Annotated in this window: 11 protein-coding genes and 1 pseudogene; 6 read left to right on the top strand and 6 right to left on the bottom strand. The window is 56.9% G+C overall.

What is annotated here, in order from left to right:
* The first annotated feature begins 4 nt into the window (after nt 1–4).
* Complete coding sequence (pyrF, locus tag FA91_RS09590; RefSeq protein WP_034915088.1) at nt 5–715, top strand: orotidine-5'-phosphate decarboxylase; 711 nt, start codon at nt 5–7, stop codon at nt 713–715.
* Nucleotides 715–1,041, top strand: coding sequence for a stress response translation initiation inhibitor YciH (gene yciH / locus FA91_RS09585; RefSeq protein ID WP_034915086.1), 327 nt, complete (start codon nt 715–717; stop codon nt 1,039–1,041). The genes pyrF and yciH overlap by 1 nt, the downstream gene beginning before the upstream one ends.
* Nucleotides 1,042–1,126: 85 nt before the next feature.
* Here the strand turns inward: yciH and osmB are convergent, their stop codons facing one another.
* The gene (gene osmB, locus FA91_RS09580; RefSeq protein ID WP_034915083.1) at nt 1,127–1,345 is read right to left on the bottom strand and encodes an osmotically-inducible lipoprotein OsmB; all 219 of its coding nucleotides are present in this window, start codon (nt 1,343–1,345) and stop codon (nt 1,127–1,129) included.
* A gap of 319 nt (nt 1,346–1,664) precedes the next feature.
* On the opposite strand from osmB, the gene FA91_RS09575 reads away from it, so the two are divergent.
* Together FA91_RS09575 and FA91_RS09570 are read left to right on the top strand one after the other, a co-directional pair.
* Nucleotides 1,665–2,366: an L-ribulose-5-phosphate 4-epimerase gene (locus tag FA91_RS09575; protein ID WP_034915079.1), complete on the top strand. Its 702-nt coding sequence runs from the start codon at nt 1,665–1,667 to the stop codon at nt 2,364–2,366.
* 101 nt (nt 2,367–2,467) lie between these two features.
* On the top strand, nt 2,468–3,337 hold the full coding sequence (locus FA91_RS09570; protein WP_034915077.1) for a crotonase/enoyl-CoA hydratase family protein: 870 nt from the start codon (nt 2,468–2,470) through the stop codon (nt 3,335–3,337).
* Here FA91_RS09570 and pdeR read toward each other — a convergent pair.
* The 4 genes and pseudogenes from pdeR to FA91_RS09550 form a co-directional block, all read right to left on the bottom strand.
* Nucleotides 3,334–5,334, bottom strand: coding sequence for a cyclic di-GMP phosphodiesterase (pdeR, locus tag FA91_RS09565; RefSeq protein ID WP_034915075.1), 2,001 nt, complete (start codon nt 5,332–5,334; stop codon nt 3,334–3,336). The two genes, FA91_RS09570 and pdeR, sit on opposite strands and share 4 nt — an antisense overlap.
* A 264-nt stretch (nt 5,335–5,598) precedes the next feature.
* Nucleotides 5,599–7,665 carry a carbon starvation CstA family protein gene (locus tag FA91_RS09560; RefSeq protein ID WP_034915072.1) on the bottom strand — a complete coding sequence of 689 codons (2,067 nt, stop codon included), beginning with the start codon at nt 7,663–7,665 and terminating at the stop codon, nt 5,599–5,601.
* Between the two features lie 162 nt (nt 7,666–7,827).
* Nucleotides 7,828–9,762, bottom strand: a pseudogene (locus FA91_RS09555) (exoribonuclease II).
* Between the two features lie 155 nt (nt 9,763–9,917).
* A complete protein-coding gene (locus FA91_RS09550; protein WP_034915071.1) occupies nt 9,918–12,227 on the bottom strand; it encodes an FdhF/YdeP family oxidoreductase in 2,310 nt (769 codons plus the stop codon).
* Between the two features lie 243 nt (nt 12,228–12,470).
* On the opposite strand from FA91_RS09550, the gene FA91_RS09545 reads away from it, so the two are divergent.
* Both FA91_RS09545 and FA91_RS09540 read left to right on the top strand, forming a co-directional pair.
* Nucleotides 12,471–14,063, top strand: a complete 1,593-nt coding sequence (locus FA91_RS09545; protein ID WP_034915069.1) for a PTS transporter subunit EIIC — start codon at nt 12,471–12,473, stop codon at nt 14,061–14,063.
* A 114-nt stretch (nt 14,064–14,177) separates the two neighbouring features.
* A complete protein-coding gene (locus tag FA91_RS09540; protein ID WP_034915066.1) occupies nt 14,178–15,086 on the top strand; it encodes a LysR family transcriptional regulator in 909 nt (302 codons plus the stop codon).
* Nucleotide 15,087: 1 nt separating this feature from the next.
* On the opposite strand, the gene FA91_RS09535 is transcribed toward FA91_RS09540, so the two are convergent.
* Nucleotides 15,088–16,221, bottom strand: coding sequence for an oxidoreductase (locus tag FA91_RS09535; RefSeq protein WP_034915065.1), 1,134 nt, complete (start codon nt 16,219–16,221; stop codon nt 15,088–15,090).
* Nucleotides 16,222–16,297: the final 76 nt, after the last annotated feature.

Here is a 16,297-nt window from a genome sequence, read left to right as displayed (position 1 = left end):
TTACATGCAAACGTCTCATGGCTCACCGATTTTGCTGGCACTGGACTACGCCGACCTCAACAGCGCAATGACGCTGGTTGACGGCATCGATCCTTCGCGCTGCCGCCTGAAAGTCGGCAAGGAGATGTTTACGCTGTTTGGCCCGCAGCTGGTACGCGATCTGCAAGGGCGCGGCTTCGAGGTTTTCCTCGATCTCAAATTCCACGATATTCCAAACACTACGGCACGTGCAGTCGCGGCGGCGGCCGATCTGGGCGTGTGGATGGTAAACGTTCACGCCAGCGGCGGGGCGCGCATGATGACAGCGGCGCGTGAAGCGCTGCTGCCGTTTGGTCAGGACGCGCCGCTGCTGATCGCCGTCACCGTCCTCACCAGCATGGAGGCGGAGGATTTGCGCGGCACGGGTATCGACATGCCTCCCGCCGACCACGCTTTCAGGCTGGCGCAGCTCAGCCAGCAGTGCGGAGTGGATGGCGTAGTCTGCTCTGCGCAGGAAGCCGTGCACTTCAAACAGGCGCTGGGGCACGATTTTAAGTTAGTCACGCCGGGTATCCGGCCGTCCGGCAGCGATGCAGGCGATCAGCGTCGCATTATGACGCCACAGCAGGCGCAGCGGGCAGGTGTGGACTATATGGTTATTGGTCGTCCGATCACGCAGGCTGCCAATCCGGCGCAGGCGCTGACCGACATTCTTACCGCGTTACAGGAGGCCTGATGGCTGATGACAACAGCAGGCTGGTTTACTCCACTGAAACCGGCCGTATCGACCAGCCGAAAACGACGGCGGCACGACCAAAAGGCGACGGTATTGTGCGTATTCAGCGGCAGACCAGCGGTCGTAAAGGCAAGGGCGTCTGCCTGATAACCGGCGTCGATCTCGCCGATGGCGAACTGGACAAGCTGGCCGCAGAACTGAAAAAGAAATGCGGCTGCGGCGGCGCAGTCAAAGAGGGCGTTATCGAAATTCAGGGTGATAAACGCGAGCTGCTTAAAACGCTGCTGGAAGGAAAGGGCTTCAGGGTGAGGCTTGCCGGCGGCTGATATGAGAAGGCCGCGAACAGTGTCGCGGCCTTTAGATGTGTAGATGCGCTGCTATAGCCAGATTTTTATTTATAAGAATAACGGTTTAACGACTGATCTGATGACCAATAATACCACCCACTGCGGCTCCGCCAACGGTACCAAGGCCGCTGCCGTTAGACAGAATTGAGCCGCCAATTGCCCCTGCGCCTGCACCAATTGCCGTATTACGATCGCGTTTAGACCAGTTTGAGCAACCGCTCAGGGATAACACCAGCGTTGCAGCCAGCAGGCTGGCGGTAATGCGTTTTGCAGTCATTGACATAATTACTTCTCCATTTTTTCAACTACAGGGAACACTCAATCAGTATAGTGCGCGCCCTGCGTTTTCGGCCTGTTTTCAGTACATTTATGCGCGATTTATCAGATGTCAGCAGGGTAGTGAGCACGCTGACTATCACCTTATGTCACAACAGGAAGATACAGTGTAACGTTTCGTCACAGGCTGAACAGGTTAAAAATTCTTAAAGCCGTTGCCATATTTTACCGGTCAGCCATTTACTGCCCGCCATCCAGCCAGTCTCTCCATACCCTATCCTGTTGCCGCCACGGACAATGATCCAAAGCGCATAAGGGAGCAATCCATGTTAGAGCAACTCAAACAGCAGGTGCTGGACGCCAATCTGGCCCTGCCGCATCATGGTCTGGTGGTCTTCACCTGGGGCAATGTCAGCGCAATCGATCGCGCCTCCGGGCTGATGGTCATCAAACCCTCGGGTGTGGCCTACGCAGGCATGCAGCGTGACGATATGGTGGTCGTCAATGTGAAAAGTGGCGACATTGTTGAAGGAGACAAGCGTCCGTCATCGGATACCGATACGCATCGCGCGCTCTATCTGGCGTGGCCTGATATCGGCAGTATCGTACATACCCATTCGCGCCACGCCACCGTCTGGGCACAGGCGGGCCGCGATCTTCCGGCCTGGGGCACAACGCATGCCGATGACTTTTACGGCGCCATTCCCTGCACGCGTCAGATGAAACGCGAGGAAATTGAAAGCCGCTACGAGTGGCAAACCGCAGACGTCATCATCGAAACCTTCCGTGAACGCGCGCTTGATCCGCTGGCAATCCCGGCGGTGCTGGTGAACTCGCACGGGCCGTTCTGCTGGGGCAAAACCGCCGAAGAGGCCGTTCATGCCGCCGTGGTGCTGGAAGAGGTGGCGTTTATGGGCATTCATACTCAGCAACTTTCGCCACGGCTTCCGGCGATTCAGCAACCGCTGCTTGATTGTCACTATTTGCGCAAACATGGCAGCAACGCCTGGTATGGACAAAAAAAATAGAGTAATTAGCACGCGTAATATCTCAAGAGCATTTAGTCGAATCATCCTCTGGACTACGCTGGCAGGGCGCTTAAGCGCACCCATAAACAGAGGATGACACTATGACAGTAATTAATCAGACAACCTGTAGGCTGTTTAACGAAGTTGGGCAGACCAGTCAGCTCTCCGCGTACTATGAAGAGGAGCGCAATACCATGTGGATGCTGCTGAGAGCCCAACCGCGGCCCAGCTTCAATCACGCCTTGATGGAAGAGATTATGAATCTCAGCTACGCCGCGCAGCGATCCGGTCTGCCAATCGACTTTTGGGTTACCGGCTCAATGGTGCCGGGCATGTTCAACGCCGGCGGCGATCTGCGCTTCTTTGTCGAGTCCATCAAAAATGGTCAGCGGGAAGCGCTGCGAGCCTACGCCAGAGCCTGCGTTGACTGCATTCATGCGGCGGCGCGCGGTTTTGACACCGGCGCGGTGAGCATTGCCATGGTTGAAGGCAGCGCGCTGGGTGGCGGTTTTGAAGCCGCGTTAGCTCACCATTTCATTCTTGCGCAGAGCACGGCGCGCATGGGTTTCCCTGAGATTGCGTTTAACCTGTTTCCCGGCATGGGCGGCTATTCGCTGGTGGCCCGACGCGCCGGCATGAAGCTGGCGGAAGAGCTGATATGTGAAGGGGAGGCGCATACCGCTGAATGGTTTCTTTCGCGTGGTCTGGTAGATAAGATCTTTGAACCGGAAGAGGCTTATCAAACCACGCGCACCTTCATCGACCTGATGCGGCCAAAACTGAACGGGGTAAGAGCGATGCTCAAAGCGCGCCAGCGGGTGCTGCAACTGACGCGTGGCGAACTGATGGATATCACCGAAGACTGGGTGGACTTTGCATTTCGGCTGGAGCCGAAAGACATCGCCTATATGGAACGACTGGTGCAGTTACAGGATCGCCACAGTGCACAGTCGATGCGTCGCGCGGGTTAACCTGTTGACGACATCTGATTAGCAGGATGCTGTAGAAGCCAGTGCTCGAGCTCATCGGCGGGCATTGGCTTCGCATACAGATAGCCCTGCCGCCCATCAACGCCGCTCGCAACCACAAACTCCTCTTCTTCTTTTGTCTCGACGCCTTCGGCAATGACGTTCAGGTCTAATGCCTTCGCCACAGCGATAATCGCCCGCACCAGCGACTGCGAAACCGGCTGCTGATTAACGCCGCGAATGAAACTCTGATCGAGCTTGATGGCATTGATTGGCACGCGGGCAAGCTGCGACAGAGAGGAATAGCCGGTGCCAAAATCGTCGAGATGGATTTCAGCGCCTAACGCTTTAAACTGTTCCATCAACGCCAGCGCCATCTTTTCGTTATCAATCAGGCAGCTTTCGGTCAGTTCAATGTCAATCGGGCAGCTGTCCAGACCGGCCTGCTCCAGCGCCAGCCTGAGATCGGAGTAGATGCTCTGGTCAATAAGCTGACGCGGTGAAACGTTCACCGCCACGCGCAGATGGATGCCTTTTTCCCGCCAGTTCAGGATCTGCTTCAGGGCGGTGAGCATTACCCAGCGTCCAAGCGGAACGATCAAGCCCGACTCTTCCGCATAGGAGATAAAACTTCCTGGCGGCACCAGCCCACGTTCAGGCGACAGCCAGCGTACCAACGCCTCAACGCTGGTGACTTTGCCGTCGCTATCCAGTTTTGGCTGGTAGTGAATAATCAACTGATTAAGATCCAGCGCCTTACGGAGGTTAGTATCCAGCCATAAATATTCGAAAACGCGCTGGTTCATTTCCGCACTGAAGATACAGAACTTACCGCGTCCGTTCTCTTTCGCGGTATACATGGCGGTATCCGCATTGCGCAACAGGCTCTCGCGATCCGTACCGTGCTGCGGGCTGACCGCGATGCCGATGGAGCAGCCTGAGTAGACTTCGATTAAGCCAATACGGAAGGGCTGCCTCAGTCGGTTAAGAATGCGCGACGCCATCGACTCCAGCGCGGCCTGGCTGGTATGTCTTGCCAGCACGATAAACTCATCGCCACCGAGCCGCGCCAGCGTTTGCTCGTTCTCCAGACAGCTCAGCACCGCCAGCGACACCGCCTTGAGCAACTGGTCGCCGAACATGTGCCCGTAGGCGTCATTCACTTTCTTAAAGTTGTCCAGATCGAGATAAACGATGCCGACCTGCTCATCACTTTGCACCGCCAGCGCATCGGCAATCAGCTGGTTGACCGCATTGCGGTTAGGAAGACCGGTAATCGTGTCGGTATTGGCCATCACCCGCAGCCGCTCCTGCGCATGACGCTCTTCGGTGATATCTGTACCGGAGCAGATCAGGTAGATCTCGTTTTTTCCACTGCCGCTGTGAACGAATTTATTGCGAAACAGAAACAGGCGCTGACCTTTTTTGGTTTTAATCCATCGCTCTACCTCATAAGAGCTGCCCTCGCGGAAAAAGCCGCTGATATTACGCCGCGACGCGGCCGCTTCCTGCTTGCTCATAAAGAGCTGGAAAACGTTACGGCCGATAACTTCCTGCTCCTTCAGGCCGGTATACTCTTCGCACAGGCGGTTGAAGCGCTGAATATTCCCGCGATGATCGACAATAACGATAACGGAATTCGCCTCGGAAACAACCTGCTCAGCAAAGGAGAGGCCCATTGACAGATCCCGCGCCACCGCGCGCGTGTCGCCCCAGGCAGAGGCGCTGCCTGCCCATTCATACTGATTCACCTTCCTGCCGACCAGATGCATCGGCATCTCTTCGCCATACAGCGAAACGGTGAGGTTAATGCTGGAGGTAATCACCGTCATGCTGCGCAGCAGGCTGGCCTGCGAGGGTGTAAGCGCAATGGCTATTTGCGTGCTGGCCTTCTCATCTTCCGCAAATTTTAGCGCGTCGCTGTCAGAGGTTAAACGCCAGTGAGGGCTTGCCGTGCCAAACCATGTGTAGAAAAGCGCTTGCCCTTGATCATCGGTCATCGATTGTCTCCTTGAAGAACCAGTGGGCACTATCTTATTATTTTAGCAACAGTATTCGGCAATCCGCAGAATCTCAAGCCGTCCGGTAAATATATTTTATGTGCGAAAATTACTGATTCTGATAAAAAAGCCCTGGCCGTAAGACCAGGGCGAAGAGGGCATGCGGGCGTTTGTCCTCTTTGATGCCAGGAGCAACCGGGCCGCGTATCCGTTTTCAGCGGGTTAAGACCATAAGCGTCATTAATGTCACAGCCTGCAAACGCATCAGGCGCGGTTACCTTCACTGCGCAGGGAAACATCGGTTTCATGTACCGTCGGCTGCGAGCTGGCAAGCGCGCGACGGATCACAAAAAAGGCGGCGACCAGCATTGTCACTGCCACCAGCATGAAAAAGCCGCAAAGCAGGGCGTTTATCTGATTGCTGAACACAATAGTCTGCATATCCGCTATCGTTTTTGCGGGCGCGATGATAATGCCATCCTCAATGCCTTTGGAAAATTTGTTAGCCTGCGCCAGAAAGCCGATACCGGGTTTTTCATGGAAAATTTTCTGCCAGCCCGCGGTCATTGAGGTGATAAACAGCCAGACCGTAGGCAGGATCGTGACCCAGGCGTAACGCTGTTTTTTCATTTTAAACAGCACCACGGTACCGAGGATCAGCGCCATCGAGGCCAACATCTGGTTGCCGATGCCGAACAGCGGCCAGAGCGTATTGATACCGCCCAGCGGATCGACCACCCCCTGATAAACAAAAAATCCCCATCCGGCCACCGCCACGGTCGTTCCGGCCATATTGCCAATCCAGGAGCGGTTATTCGCCAGCGACGGCACCACCGTACCCACCAGATCCTGCACCATAAAACGACAGGCGCGCGTACCGGCATCAACGGCGGTCAGAATAAACAGTGCCTCAAACAGAATCGCGAAGTGATACCAGAAGGCCATCATTGCGCGACTGTTAAACACCTCGGTGATGATATGCGCCATGCCGACGGCAAAGGTCGGCGCGCCGCCCGCGCGGGAGAGGATTGTGCCTTCACCCACGTCACGCGCAATGCCGTTCAGCACTTCCGGCGTCACCACGAAACCCCAGCCGTTAATTGCCTGCGAGGCGGATTCAACGGTTGTGCCAATCAGCGCGGCGGGCGAATTCATCGCAAAGTAGACGCCGGGATCGATAACCGAGGCGCAAATCAGCGCCATGATAGCGACAAAAGATTCCATCAGCATGGCGCCGTAGCCGATAAAACGAATATGACTTTCGCGTTCAATCAGCTTTGGCGTAGTGCCGCTGGATACCAGCGCGTGGAAGCCCGAAATCGCACCACAGGCGATGGTGATAAACAGGAAAGGGAACAGGCTGCCGGAAAACACCGGGCCGCTGCCGTCGATAAATTTGGTGAAGGCGGGCATCTTCATTTCCGGCATGGCAAACAGAATACCCACGGCCAGACCAATAATGACGCCGATTTTCAGGAAGGTGGAAAGATAGTCGCGCGGCGCCAGCAACAGCCACACCGGCAGAACCGAGGCAACAAAACCATAAATGACCAGCACCCAGGTCAGCGTGGTGCCTTTCAGGGTGAAGAAAGGGCCCCAGTAGGGATGCTGCGCGATGTTGCCGCCATAAATAATCGCCGCCATCATCAGCACAAAACCAATCAACGACACTTCGGCAATTTTTCCGGGGCGCAGAAAACGCATGTAGACGCCCATCAACAGCGCAATTGGAATGGTGGCGGCAATAGTGAACAGCCCCCACGGGCTGTTTGCCAGCGCTTTTACCACCACCAGCGCCAGCGCGGAGAGAATAATGATCATCACGCCCAGCGCCCCGAGCATGGTAATCACGCCCGCGAACGCGCCAAGTTCCTGCTTCGCCATCTCACCCAGCGAGCGTCCGTCACGGCGGGTCGAAATAAACAGGATCAAAAAGTCCTGCACCGCACCGGCCAGCATCACGCCGACCAGTATCCAGATCGTGCCCGGCAGGAAGCCCATTTGTGCGGCAAGAATGGGTCCGACCAGCGGTCCGGCGCCCGCGATGGCGGCGAAGTGATGTCCGAACAGCACCCATTTATTGGTAGGCACATAATCCAGACCGTCGTTATTGCGTTCGGCAGGCGTCAGGCGACGATCGTCAAGTTCAAAAATATTACGCGCAATAAACAGGCTGTAAAAACGATAGGCGATGCTGTAACACGCCACAGCAGCCACCACCAGCCACAGCGCATTAACATGCTCGCCGCGGTTCAGCGCCAGCATCGCGAAGGCGCCCGCGCCAATAACGGCAACCACTAACCAGGCAATATGACTCTTTATCTTTTTCATGAATAACTCCCGGCAACCGGCAAAAGGTCAGAACCAGAAGTAAACGTAATGTAATTATTTGTTAATGAAAGTGAGTCAGGAAAGAAGTGTGAGGCGCAGAGCGTTTTTTTTATTGGCGGGAGAAAAGAGGTGGGATAAACGGGTTATCCCACCTTTGTCAGGTTAAGCGACCGGGCGGGCAACGACGCTGCGGGTTTCCATTCGAACTTCCGCAATCGTCACCTCGATGAGATCGGTGACGCGGTAAGCCACTTCGCCTTTGATCTGCACGGTGCCGTTCTCCTGGCTGCATACCAGCTCATCACGCACGGCATGAATGAACGGGGCAGGGATAAAGGCTACCGCACCGTTATCAATCAGGCGCACGCGCATGCCGCCGCGTGAGACGTCGATAATCTCTGCCTGAAAACGCTGCTGGCTGCTGACGTGTTTCTCAAGGAAACGCGAGTAGAGCCAGTCTCCCACGTCGCGTTCCGCCATGCGATTCTGGCGGCGACGCTCGTTCATTTTCACGGTAATGTCGTCCAGCGGACGCTCAGCGTTTTCGCCTTTGATCATCGCTTTCAACAGGCGATGGTTGATCATGTCGCCATACTTACGGATAGGCGAGGTCCAGGTTGCGTACGCCTCCAGACCAAGGCCAAAGTGCGGGCCAGGCTGCGTGCTGATATCGGCAAAGGACTGGAACCGGCGGATACGGCTGTCAAGGAACTGCGTCGGCTGCGCGTCAAGATCGCGGCGAAGCGTGCGGAAACCCTCAAGCGTGGCGATGGCCAGCGGATCGACCTTCACGCCGTGGTTTTCCAGCACGGTGGCGGCCTGTTCGGCGCCGACGGCGTCAAAACCGAGGTGCACGTTATAGATGCCAAAGCCAAGACGGTCGCGCAGCACAATTGCCGCACAGATGTTGGCCGCGATCATCGCTTCTTCCACGATGCGATTGGCGATACGGCGATGTTCAGCAATGATATCCAGCACCTCGCCTTTTTCGCCTAACAGGAAGCGGAAGTCAGGGCGATCTTTGAACACCAGCGCATGCGTCTGACGCCATTCGGCGCGGGCCAGGCAAACGCGGTGCAGCAGGCGGATCTGATTGGCTATGGCATCGTTTTCAGGCTGCCATTCGCCTTTGTTTTCCAGCCAGTCGGAGACGTTGTCATAGGCCAGCTTCGCCTTTGACTCGATCCACGCCGCAAAGAAATGGATCTCTTCACCCAGCGTCCCGTCCGCGGCGACATTCACGCGGCAGGCCAGCACCGGACGGCGCTCATGAGGACGCAGCGAACAGATATTGTCTGAAAGCTCGCGCGGCAGCATCGGGATATTGAAGCCCGGCAAATAGTTGGTAAATGAGCGCTCGGCGGCGATGGCGTCCAGCTCGGTGTTGGCCGCAACGTAAGCCGTGGGATCGGCAATGGCAATCGTCAGCGTCAGCGCGCCGTCGGCGGCTTCTTCTGCATAAAGCGCATCGTCCATGTCTTCGGTGCTGGCGCTGTCGATGGTGACGAAATTCAGCGCGGTCAGATCGCTCCGCTCAAGCTGTTCGTCCAGCATTTCGCCGGTCACCGCCTCTGGCGCTTCGCGCTCAAGATTATGGCGTGAAAGCGTCACCCACCACGGCGCAAGATGATCGTCACCGGTGGTAATAAACTGTGTCAGCTCGGCGTAAAAGGTGCGGTCGCCCTTGAGCGGATGGCGGCGCATTTCAGCCACGGCTCAGTCGCCTGCCTGAAAATCATGTTCCACGCCACGTGCGCTACGACACTGGATGGCTTCTTTCAGCAGGGGATGATCCGGCACAACAGACAATCTGTCGTCTTTTCTCTGGACGCGGCCCACGAAGCGCGTCAGAAAAGGTTCAACCAGCTTTTCAGGATCGGCAATTTCACGATCCTTATCGGTTTGCAGCACGGCGACAATGCGGTCGCCATGCATCACTTTTTTCATGAACGGCGGTGGAATGAAATAGCTCTTTTGGGCGTCAACTTCGAGGAAGCCGAAGCCTTTATCGGTGCCTTTAACTACCCCTTCAACACGCGGCGTCTGGGAGTGAAGCTTCTCTTTGAGCTGCGCGAGCAGCGGGTTATCCTGGAACATAATCTCAACAGTTTTGGTGGCTAAGAGCGGCACACAGTTTTACGCGATTAGGCGCCTCGCGGCAAGTAAAAAGCCGGGAAACGGGGGCGTTAACCCGTTCTCAACCCCGCCATTTACTGTGCATAAATCACCGACGCCGGTTCGCCTTGCTGCCTTCACGCAATGCGCAGCGTATCCACCCGCGCCGACAGGCTTATTTTAACCGGCACCGATTTTGAGGTCGGCGTGCCACTGCCGTCGCCAAAGCTTGAAAGCGGCACCAGCGGGTTGGTTTCCGGATAGTAGGCCGCCAGATTGCCGCGCGGAATAGCATAGGGCACCAGCATAAAGCCGTTGACCTGGCGCGTAATGCCGTCATTCCACACTGTTTCAATATCCACCTTGTCGCCGGCAGAAAGTCCCTGCGCCGCCATATCGTCCGGGTTGATAAACAGCACGTCGCGCTGACCATAAACGCCGCGATAGCGGTCATCAAGCCCGTAAATGGTGGTATTGTACTGGTCGTGCGAGCGCAGCGTTTGCAGAGTGAAAGGCACCACAACCTCGCCCAGCGGCGGAAACAGCGAATCCGGCAGCCGCGCGTCACTGAACTGTGCTTTATTATGCAGCGTATTGAAGCGGAACTCCGCAGCGGCATTGCCGAGGTAAAACCCGCCTTTAATGTCGCATTTTGCATTGAAGTCGCTGAAGCCGGGCAGGGTGGCGGCAATATGATCGCGGATCTTATTGTAATCCGCCGCCAGCGCCAGCCAGTCTACTTTTTCGCGGCCCAGTACCGCATGAGCGATACCGGCAACGATGGCGGTTTCCGAACGCTGCGTCTCAGCAATCGGTTTGCCGACGCCTTCCGAAGCGTGAACCATACTGAATGAATCTTCGACGGTGATGAATTGCGGGCCGCTGGCCTGAATATCCTGCTCGGTGCGTCCCAGCGTCGGCAGGATCAACGCGTCTTTCCAGCCGGGGCAGAGGTGGCTGCGATTCAGCTTGGTGCTGATCTGCACGGTCAGACCGCAGCGGCGCAGCGCTTCTTCAGTCCGCGGGCTGTCCGGCGCGGCGGCGGCCAGGTTGCCGCCAAGAGCGATCAGCACTTTCACTTCGCCTCTGAGCATCGCTTCCAGCGCTTCGACGGTGTTGTGACCGGCTTCGCGCGGCGGCTCAAAATCAAAATGCGCGCCGAGACTGTCGAGAAACGCCTGCGATGGTTTTTCATCAATGCCCATGGTGCGGTTGCCCTGCACGTTGCTGTGACCACGCACCGGGCACAAACCTGCCCCTTTTTTTCCCAACTGGCCAAACATCAGTTGCAGATTAACGATCTCCCGCACCGTATCAACGGAGTGCTTGTGCTGGGTGATGCCCATCGCCCAGGTGCAAATCACCCGTTCCGCGCTCTGATAAATTGCCGCCGCCTCGCGCAGTTGCTGTTCACTCAGGCCTGATTGCTGTTCAATCTTCGCCCAGGAGGTGGCGTCCACCGCAGCCAGATATGCTTCCAGCCCTTCGGTTTTCGCATTAATAAACACCTCGTCAAACAGGCCTTTTTCACCAGCGGCCAGCCGCGCGCGATGAGTTTCATTAAGCGCCTTCACCATACCGCGCACGGCGGCCATATCGCCGCCCAGATTGGGCTGGTAATAGGTGGAACTGATGGTGCCCGCTTTTGAGGTAACCACTTCCAGCGGCTTTTGCGGATCGGCAAAGCGCTCAAGGCCGCGCTCGCGCAAGGTGTTGAAAGTAACGATTTTCGCACCGTGATCGGCAGCGTGACGCAGGCTGTGCAGCATGCGCGGATGGTTGGTGCCGGGATTCTGACCAAAAACGAAAATGGCGTCAGCATGATCGAAATCATCCAGACGAATGGTGCCTTTACCCACGCCGATGCTGCGCTTCAGGCCGGTGCCGCTGGCTTCATGGCACATGTTAGAACAGTCGGGAAAATTGTTGCTGCCGTTCATACGGCCAAACAGCTGATACAGCCACGACGCCTCATTGCTGGCGCGACCGGAGGTATACAGCTCCATCTGGTCGGGGTTGTCCATTGCATGAATATGCTGCGCGATCAGCGCAAAGGCGTCGTCCCAGCTGACGGGTTCATAACGATCGGTCGCGTGATTATAGCGCAGCGGTTCGGTGAGACGGCCCTGATATTCAAGGAAATAGTCGCTCTGCTGGTAAAGCGCCGTGACGGTATGTTCAGCGAAGAAACGGGCATCGATAAAGCGACGCGTGGCTTCCCATGTGACGGCTTTTGCGCCGTTTTCACAGAAGCTGAAGGTGCTTTTATTATCATCGCCCCAGGCGCAGCCGGGGCAGTCAAAGCCTTTGGCTTTGTTCATACGCATCAGGTTGCGCATGTTTTTCAGCACATGTTTGCTGTCGAGCACGAAGCGGGTGGTGGCTTCAAGAGAGCCCCAGCCGCCGGCGGCTGCCTGATAAGGTTTAATAGCCGTTTTGAATTTCATAAGCGATCGCAGGTTGGATTTATGTTTTTAAATTGTTAGCAAGTTATTGCGGGTTTTATGCAATTAGTCTGCTATCAGGTAAAAAAAATGTCTAATTGATTGGTTTAATGGTGCGATAGGCGCGCTTTATCATGAAAGTGTGAAGCAGTGCAAAGAAACGGCAGTAATGCCGCGTGTTTATCATACCGCGACCCGCCGTCTGGCTAATAATTAGGCTTTCCCGTCTGACACGATGAGGTGCCTGTGAAAGAATTTGCCAGCAAAATCCATGCGTTCGGCAAGGCGCTGATGATGCCGATTTCGGTCATTGCCGCCGCCGGCATTTTTCTTGGCGTTGCGGCGGCAATGCAAAATCCGGCTATTACCGGTGACGCGTTCGCCAACCTGCACGTTCCTCAATTAATTATTGGCTTCATTCGCAAAGTGGCCGGGGCGCTGTTTGCCAACCTGCCGGTGTTTTTCGCCGTGGCCAGCGCCATCGGGCTGGCAAAGGCGGAGAAGCCTACCGCCGCTTTTGCCGCCGTGATTGGCTTCATCGCCATGCACGTTGGCGTGAGCGCCACGCTTGGCGCACAGGGGCTGACAGCGGCCACCACCACGCCGGAGGCGCTTCAGGCGAAAGGAATGGCGCAAACCGCCGCGATGATGACCTCGGCGGAATACATTGAAATGCTGGGGATCTTTACCTACAACATGAGCGTGCTGGGTGGGGTCATCGCCGGGCTGCTGACGGTAATGATCCATAACCGCTTTTACACCACGCAGCTTCCCGCTGCGATCGGCTTCTTTGGCGGACGCCGCTTTGTGCCGATTGTGACCGTGCTGGTGCTGCCGCTTGTTGGCGTGCTGCTGGCGATGATCTGGCCGACCATCGGCGCGGGCATTGCCTGGGTGGGCGAGCTGATTGGGAAAAGCGGACAGTACGGCGCGTTTCTGTATGGCGCCAGCGAGCGGCTGCTGATCCCGACCGGTCTGCACCATATTCTCAATGAAACCGTGCGTTTCACGCCGATTGGCGGTATCGCCACCGTGGATAATCAGACCATTGTCGGCGCGCTGAATATTTTTAATAACGCACTGACGCATCCCGGTTCCATCCCCGACGATACCGTACGCAGCGCCACGCAGTTTCTGGCGCAGGGAAAGATCCCGGTCATGATGTTTGGGTTGCCCGCGGCGGCGCTGGCGATGTATCACTGCGCCAGGCCAGAGCATAAACAGCGGGTCAAGGCGCTGGTACTGGCCGGCGCGCTGACCTCGTTTACCACCGGCATTACCGAACCGCTGGAGTTCTGCTTCATTTTTGTGTCGCCGGTGCTCTATCTGTTCCATGCGGTGCTGAGCGGGCTGTCGTTTATGCTGATGTCGATGATGCATCTGATGATCGGCAACGTGCAGGGCGGCGCTATCGATCTGGTGGTATTTGGTATTCTCGGCGGCAGCAAAACGCACTGGTGGTGGTCGATCGTATTAGGCCTGATCTATGTGCCGATCTACTACTACGGTTTCCGCATGGTGATTATGCGGATGAACGTCGAGACACCGGGCCGCGAATCTGAAGAGGCTGAGACAGAGACCACGCGCGTCTCTGCCGACGAGCGCACCAGAGTGATCATCAGCGGCCTCGGCGGCGAAGCCAATATAGAGGACGTCGATTGCTGCTTCACCCGCCTGCGCGTGCGGGTTAAAGAGATGAAAGAAGTGGTGGATCAAACATTGATGACCACCGGCGCGAACGGCGTCAATCGCGTCAGCGATCACGACGTGCAGGTGATTTATGGCCCGCAGGTGGAGAAAATAGCCAACGAGGTCAAAACCGCGCTGGGCGTGGCCTGAGCGGCAAGTCGTTCAGGGATGAACTGACAATGCTTTCCGCGCCATCATTTTTCATCAGTGTTATTATCTGAAAAATGCCTGAAAGCGCTTTCCTTAACTCACTGAACATTATTAATGGATATCAAGCAGCTCATCTACCTTGTCAACCTTGAGCGGGAACGCCACTTCGGCCGTGCCGCTGAAGCCAGCTTTGTCAGCCAGCCCACGCTGTCGATGCGGTTGAAAAACCTTGAGCGCGAGCTGGGGCTTTCACTGATTAACCGCAGCAACAACTTCGACGGATTTACTTCGGAAGGGGAACGGGTGCTTGCCTGGGCGCGGGAAATCGTTTCTGTTTATCAGGGGTTGAAGCTTGAAGTCGAATCGCTTAAACACGGCGTAAACGGCACACTACGTATTGGCGCGGTGCCTCAGTGCAGTATCTCGCTGCCGCTGATGCTTAAAGCAGTCAGCGACCGCTATCCGCAGCTTAACTATCGCGTGGCGGTACTGAGCGCCGATCAGCTGCTGGAGGCGCTGAACAGCCATACCGTGGACGTGGGGATCGGCTTCTTTGAACTGGCAACGCTGCGGGAACTTCATTTTCAGGCTGAGCCGCTTCAGGACAACGGCGTCGAGGTGGTGTTTCATCCACACTTTTTTCCTGAACTGATCGGCGACGACGAAGTAACGCTCACGCAACTGGAAGCGCTACCGCTCTGCCTGGCAGAACCAACGCGCTACTTCCGACGCTATCTCGACACCCATTTTCGCGAAGCGGGCGTTACTCTGCGCGTGGTGCTGGAAACCACCTCGGTTTTCCAACTGGTGCAGGGCGTGCAGGTGGGGCTTGGCTGCCTGATTTCACCCGCAGGACATCTGCTGCCAGAAACCCTTGTCGGGTTACAGCGTCGCCCCCTGTCGATTGCGGCGATGACGCGCCAGGCAGCGGTGGTTATTGCAGAACCGGGCAGGGCGACGCCTCTGTCGCAACACTTCTTCGACGAGGTGCGGCGCTGGCTGAGCCAGCGGCATACCCGGTAACTCAGCCTGCCTGCACGGTACCCAGTGACTGCATCAGCCGGTTCTGCCAGCTGGCCTGCGCAATATGCTGGAACACGTTAAACAGCGTTTCCACATTCATGCCCGTCGCTTTCAGCGGCTGTAAATGCGCCGCGTTGAACCGCTCCGGTGAACGGGTAAGCTGCGCGGCAACCTGAATGATCGCCCGATCGCGCTCTTCCGCTATGTTCAGCGCATCGTCCACGCCCTGGCGCAGCGCCGCGTGCAGCTTTATCTGTTCGAATCGCGCAAAACAGGCAGCGCTGCCGTTGATCCGCGCCGTAACCGCGGCCGCCAGCACGCCTTCCGGCGTTGCGTCGAGCGCGTTGAGCAGCCTGCTCCAGCCGTTCAGGGCGGAGGCATCGTGCGCCAACAGCCAGGCGCTCTCGCTGAGGTGTGATTGCGACTGGCACCATGTCAGCGCCTCAAGCTGGAGCGCGGTTGCATAGCGCAGCTCGACCGGCGCGAGCAGAGGCCGCCAGGCGGCTGCCTCGGTAAAAGGCTCAGCATCCGGCGGGATAGTGACGCCGGGCATCCAGCGCACCGGCAGCGCCAGAAGGGCGTGGAGACCTGCCGCCACCCGCGCCTGATAGCTGACGAAGCCGATAATCTGCGTAAACGTGACGATATCCGGCGCGCTCAGTCCGCACTCTTCAAGACGATGCAGCGCTGCGGCATCAACCAGCGTCGGCTGGCTGGCAAGTTGACGGGCGTATTCGGTGATCTGCGTCAGGCGGCGATTGCTTTCGCGCGAAGAGTCAGGGCCGGAAAGCGGGTTCAGACGAGCGGCATAATGATTACAAAGCCGTTGAATACCGGTGACCTGCGCAACGGTCAGTGCGGTGCTGAGCCGGTCATACAACGAAAGCGTATGGGTCAGGCTGGTCGTCAATTCTGCCGGAAACAGCAGATGATAGAGATCGCGCGAGGCCAGAAGCGCGGGCTGCGCCTGCCGGAGCATCGCATTCAGCTCGCCCTGACACGCCGGTGCCAGCCCTAACAAAAAGCGATCCTCTATTTCTGCGGCTTCCGGAACCAGCGGCGCGGCCTGCGCGGTGCGGGAAGACTGCGTTTCATGATACCAGTGACTGTTGCCTGCAAAACGGCGCTGTTCCATGATCGTTCCTTTTGGTTAACCGACCGGGGCAGCGCAAAAAACGACGTGCGCCTTGCCGGGCCTGGAGAGCAGGACT

Origin of the sequence: Erwinia sp. 9145 (assembly GCF_000745075.1) — a bacterium.
GTDB classification, from domain to species: domain Bacteria; phylum Pseudomonadota; class Gammaproteobacteria; order Enterobacterales; family Enterobacteriaceae; genus Erwinia; species Erwinia oleae.
The sequence above is the reverse complement of the archived record's forward strand: the minus strand, read 5'-3'. Positions and strand labels throughout refer to the sequence as shown.

Coding starts and splice junctions, on each gene's coding strand:
- pyrF (WP_034915088.1), top strand. CDS start 5: ATGCAAACGTCTCATGGCTCACCGATTTTGCTGGCACTGGACTACGCC.
- yciH (WP_034915086.1), top strand. CDS start 715: ATGGCTGATGACAACAGCAGGCTGGTTTACTCCACTGAAACCGGCCGT.
- osmB (WP_034915083.1), bottom strand. CDS start 1,345: ATGTCAATGACTGCAAAACGCATTACCGCCAGCCTGCTGGCTGCAACG.
- FA91_RS09575 (WP_034915079.1), top strand. CDS start 1,665: ATGTTAGAGCAACTCAAACAGCAGGTGCTGGACGCCAATCTGGCCCTG.
- FA91_RS09570 (WP_034915077.1), top strand. CDS start 2,468: ATGACAGTAATTAATCAGACAACCTGTAGGCTGTTTAACGAAGTTGGG.
- pdeR (WP_034915075.1), bottom strand. CDS start 5,334: ATGACCGATGATCAAGGGCAAGCGCTTTTCTACACATGGTTTGGCACG.
- FA91_RS09560 (WP_034915072.1), bottom strand. CDS start 7,665: ATGAAAAAGATAAAGAGTCATATTGCCTGGTTAGTGGTTGCCGTTATT.
- FA91_RS09550 (WP_034915071.1), bottom strand. CDS start 12,227: ATGAAATTCAAAACGGCTATTAAACCTTATCAGGCAGCCGCCGGCGGC.
- FA91_RS09540 (WP_034915066.1), top strand. CDS start 14,178: ATGGATATCAAGCAGCTCATCTACCTTGTCAACCTTGAGCGGGAACGC.
- FA91_RS09535 (WP_034915065.1), bottom strand. CDS start 16,221: ATGGAACAGCGCCGTTTTGCAGGCAACAGTCACTGGTATCATGAAACG.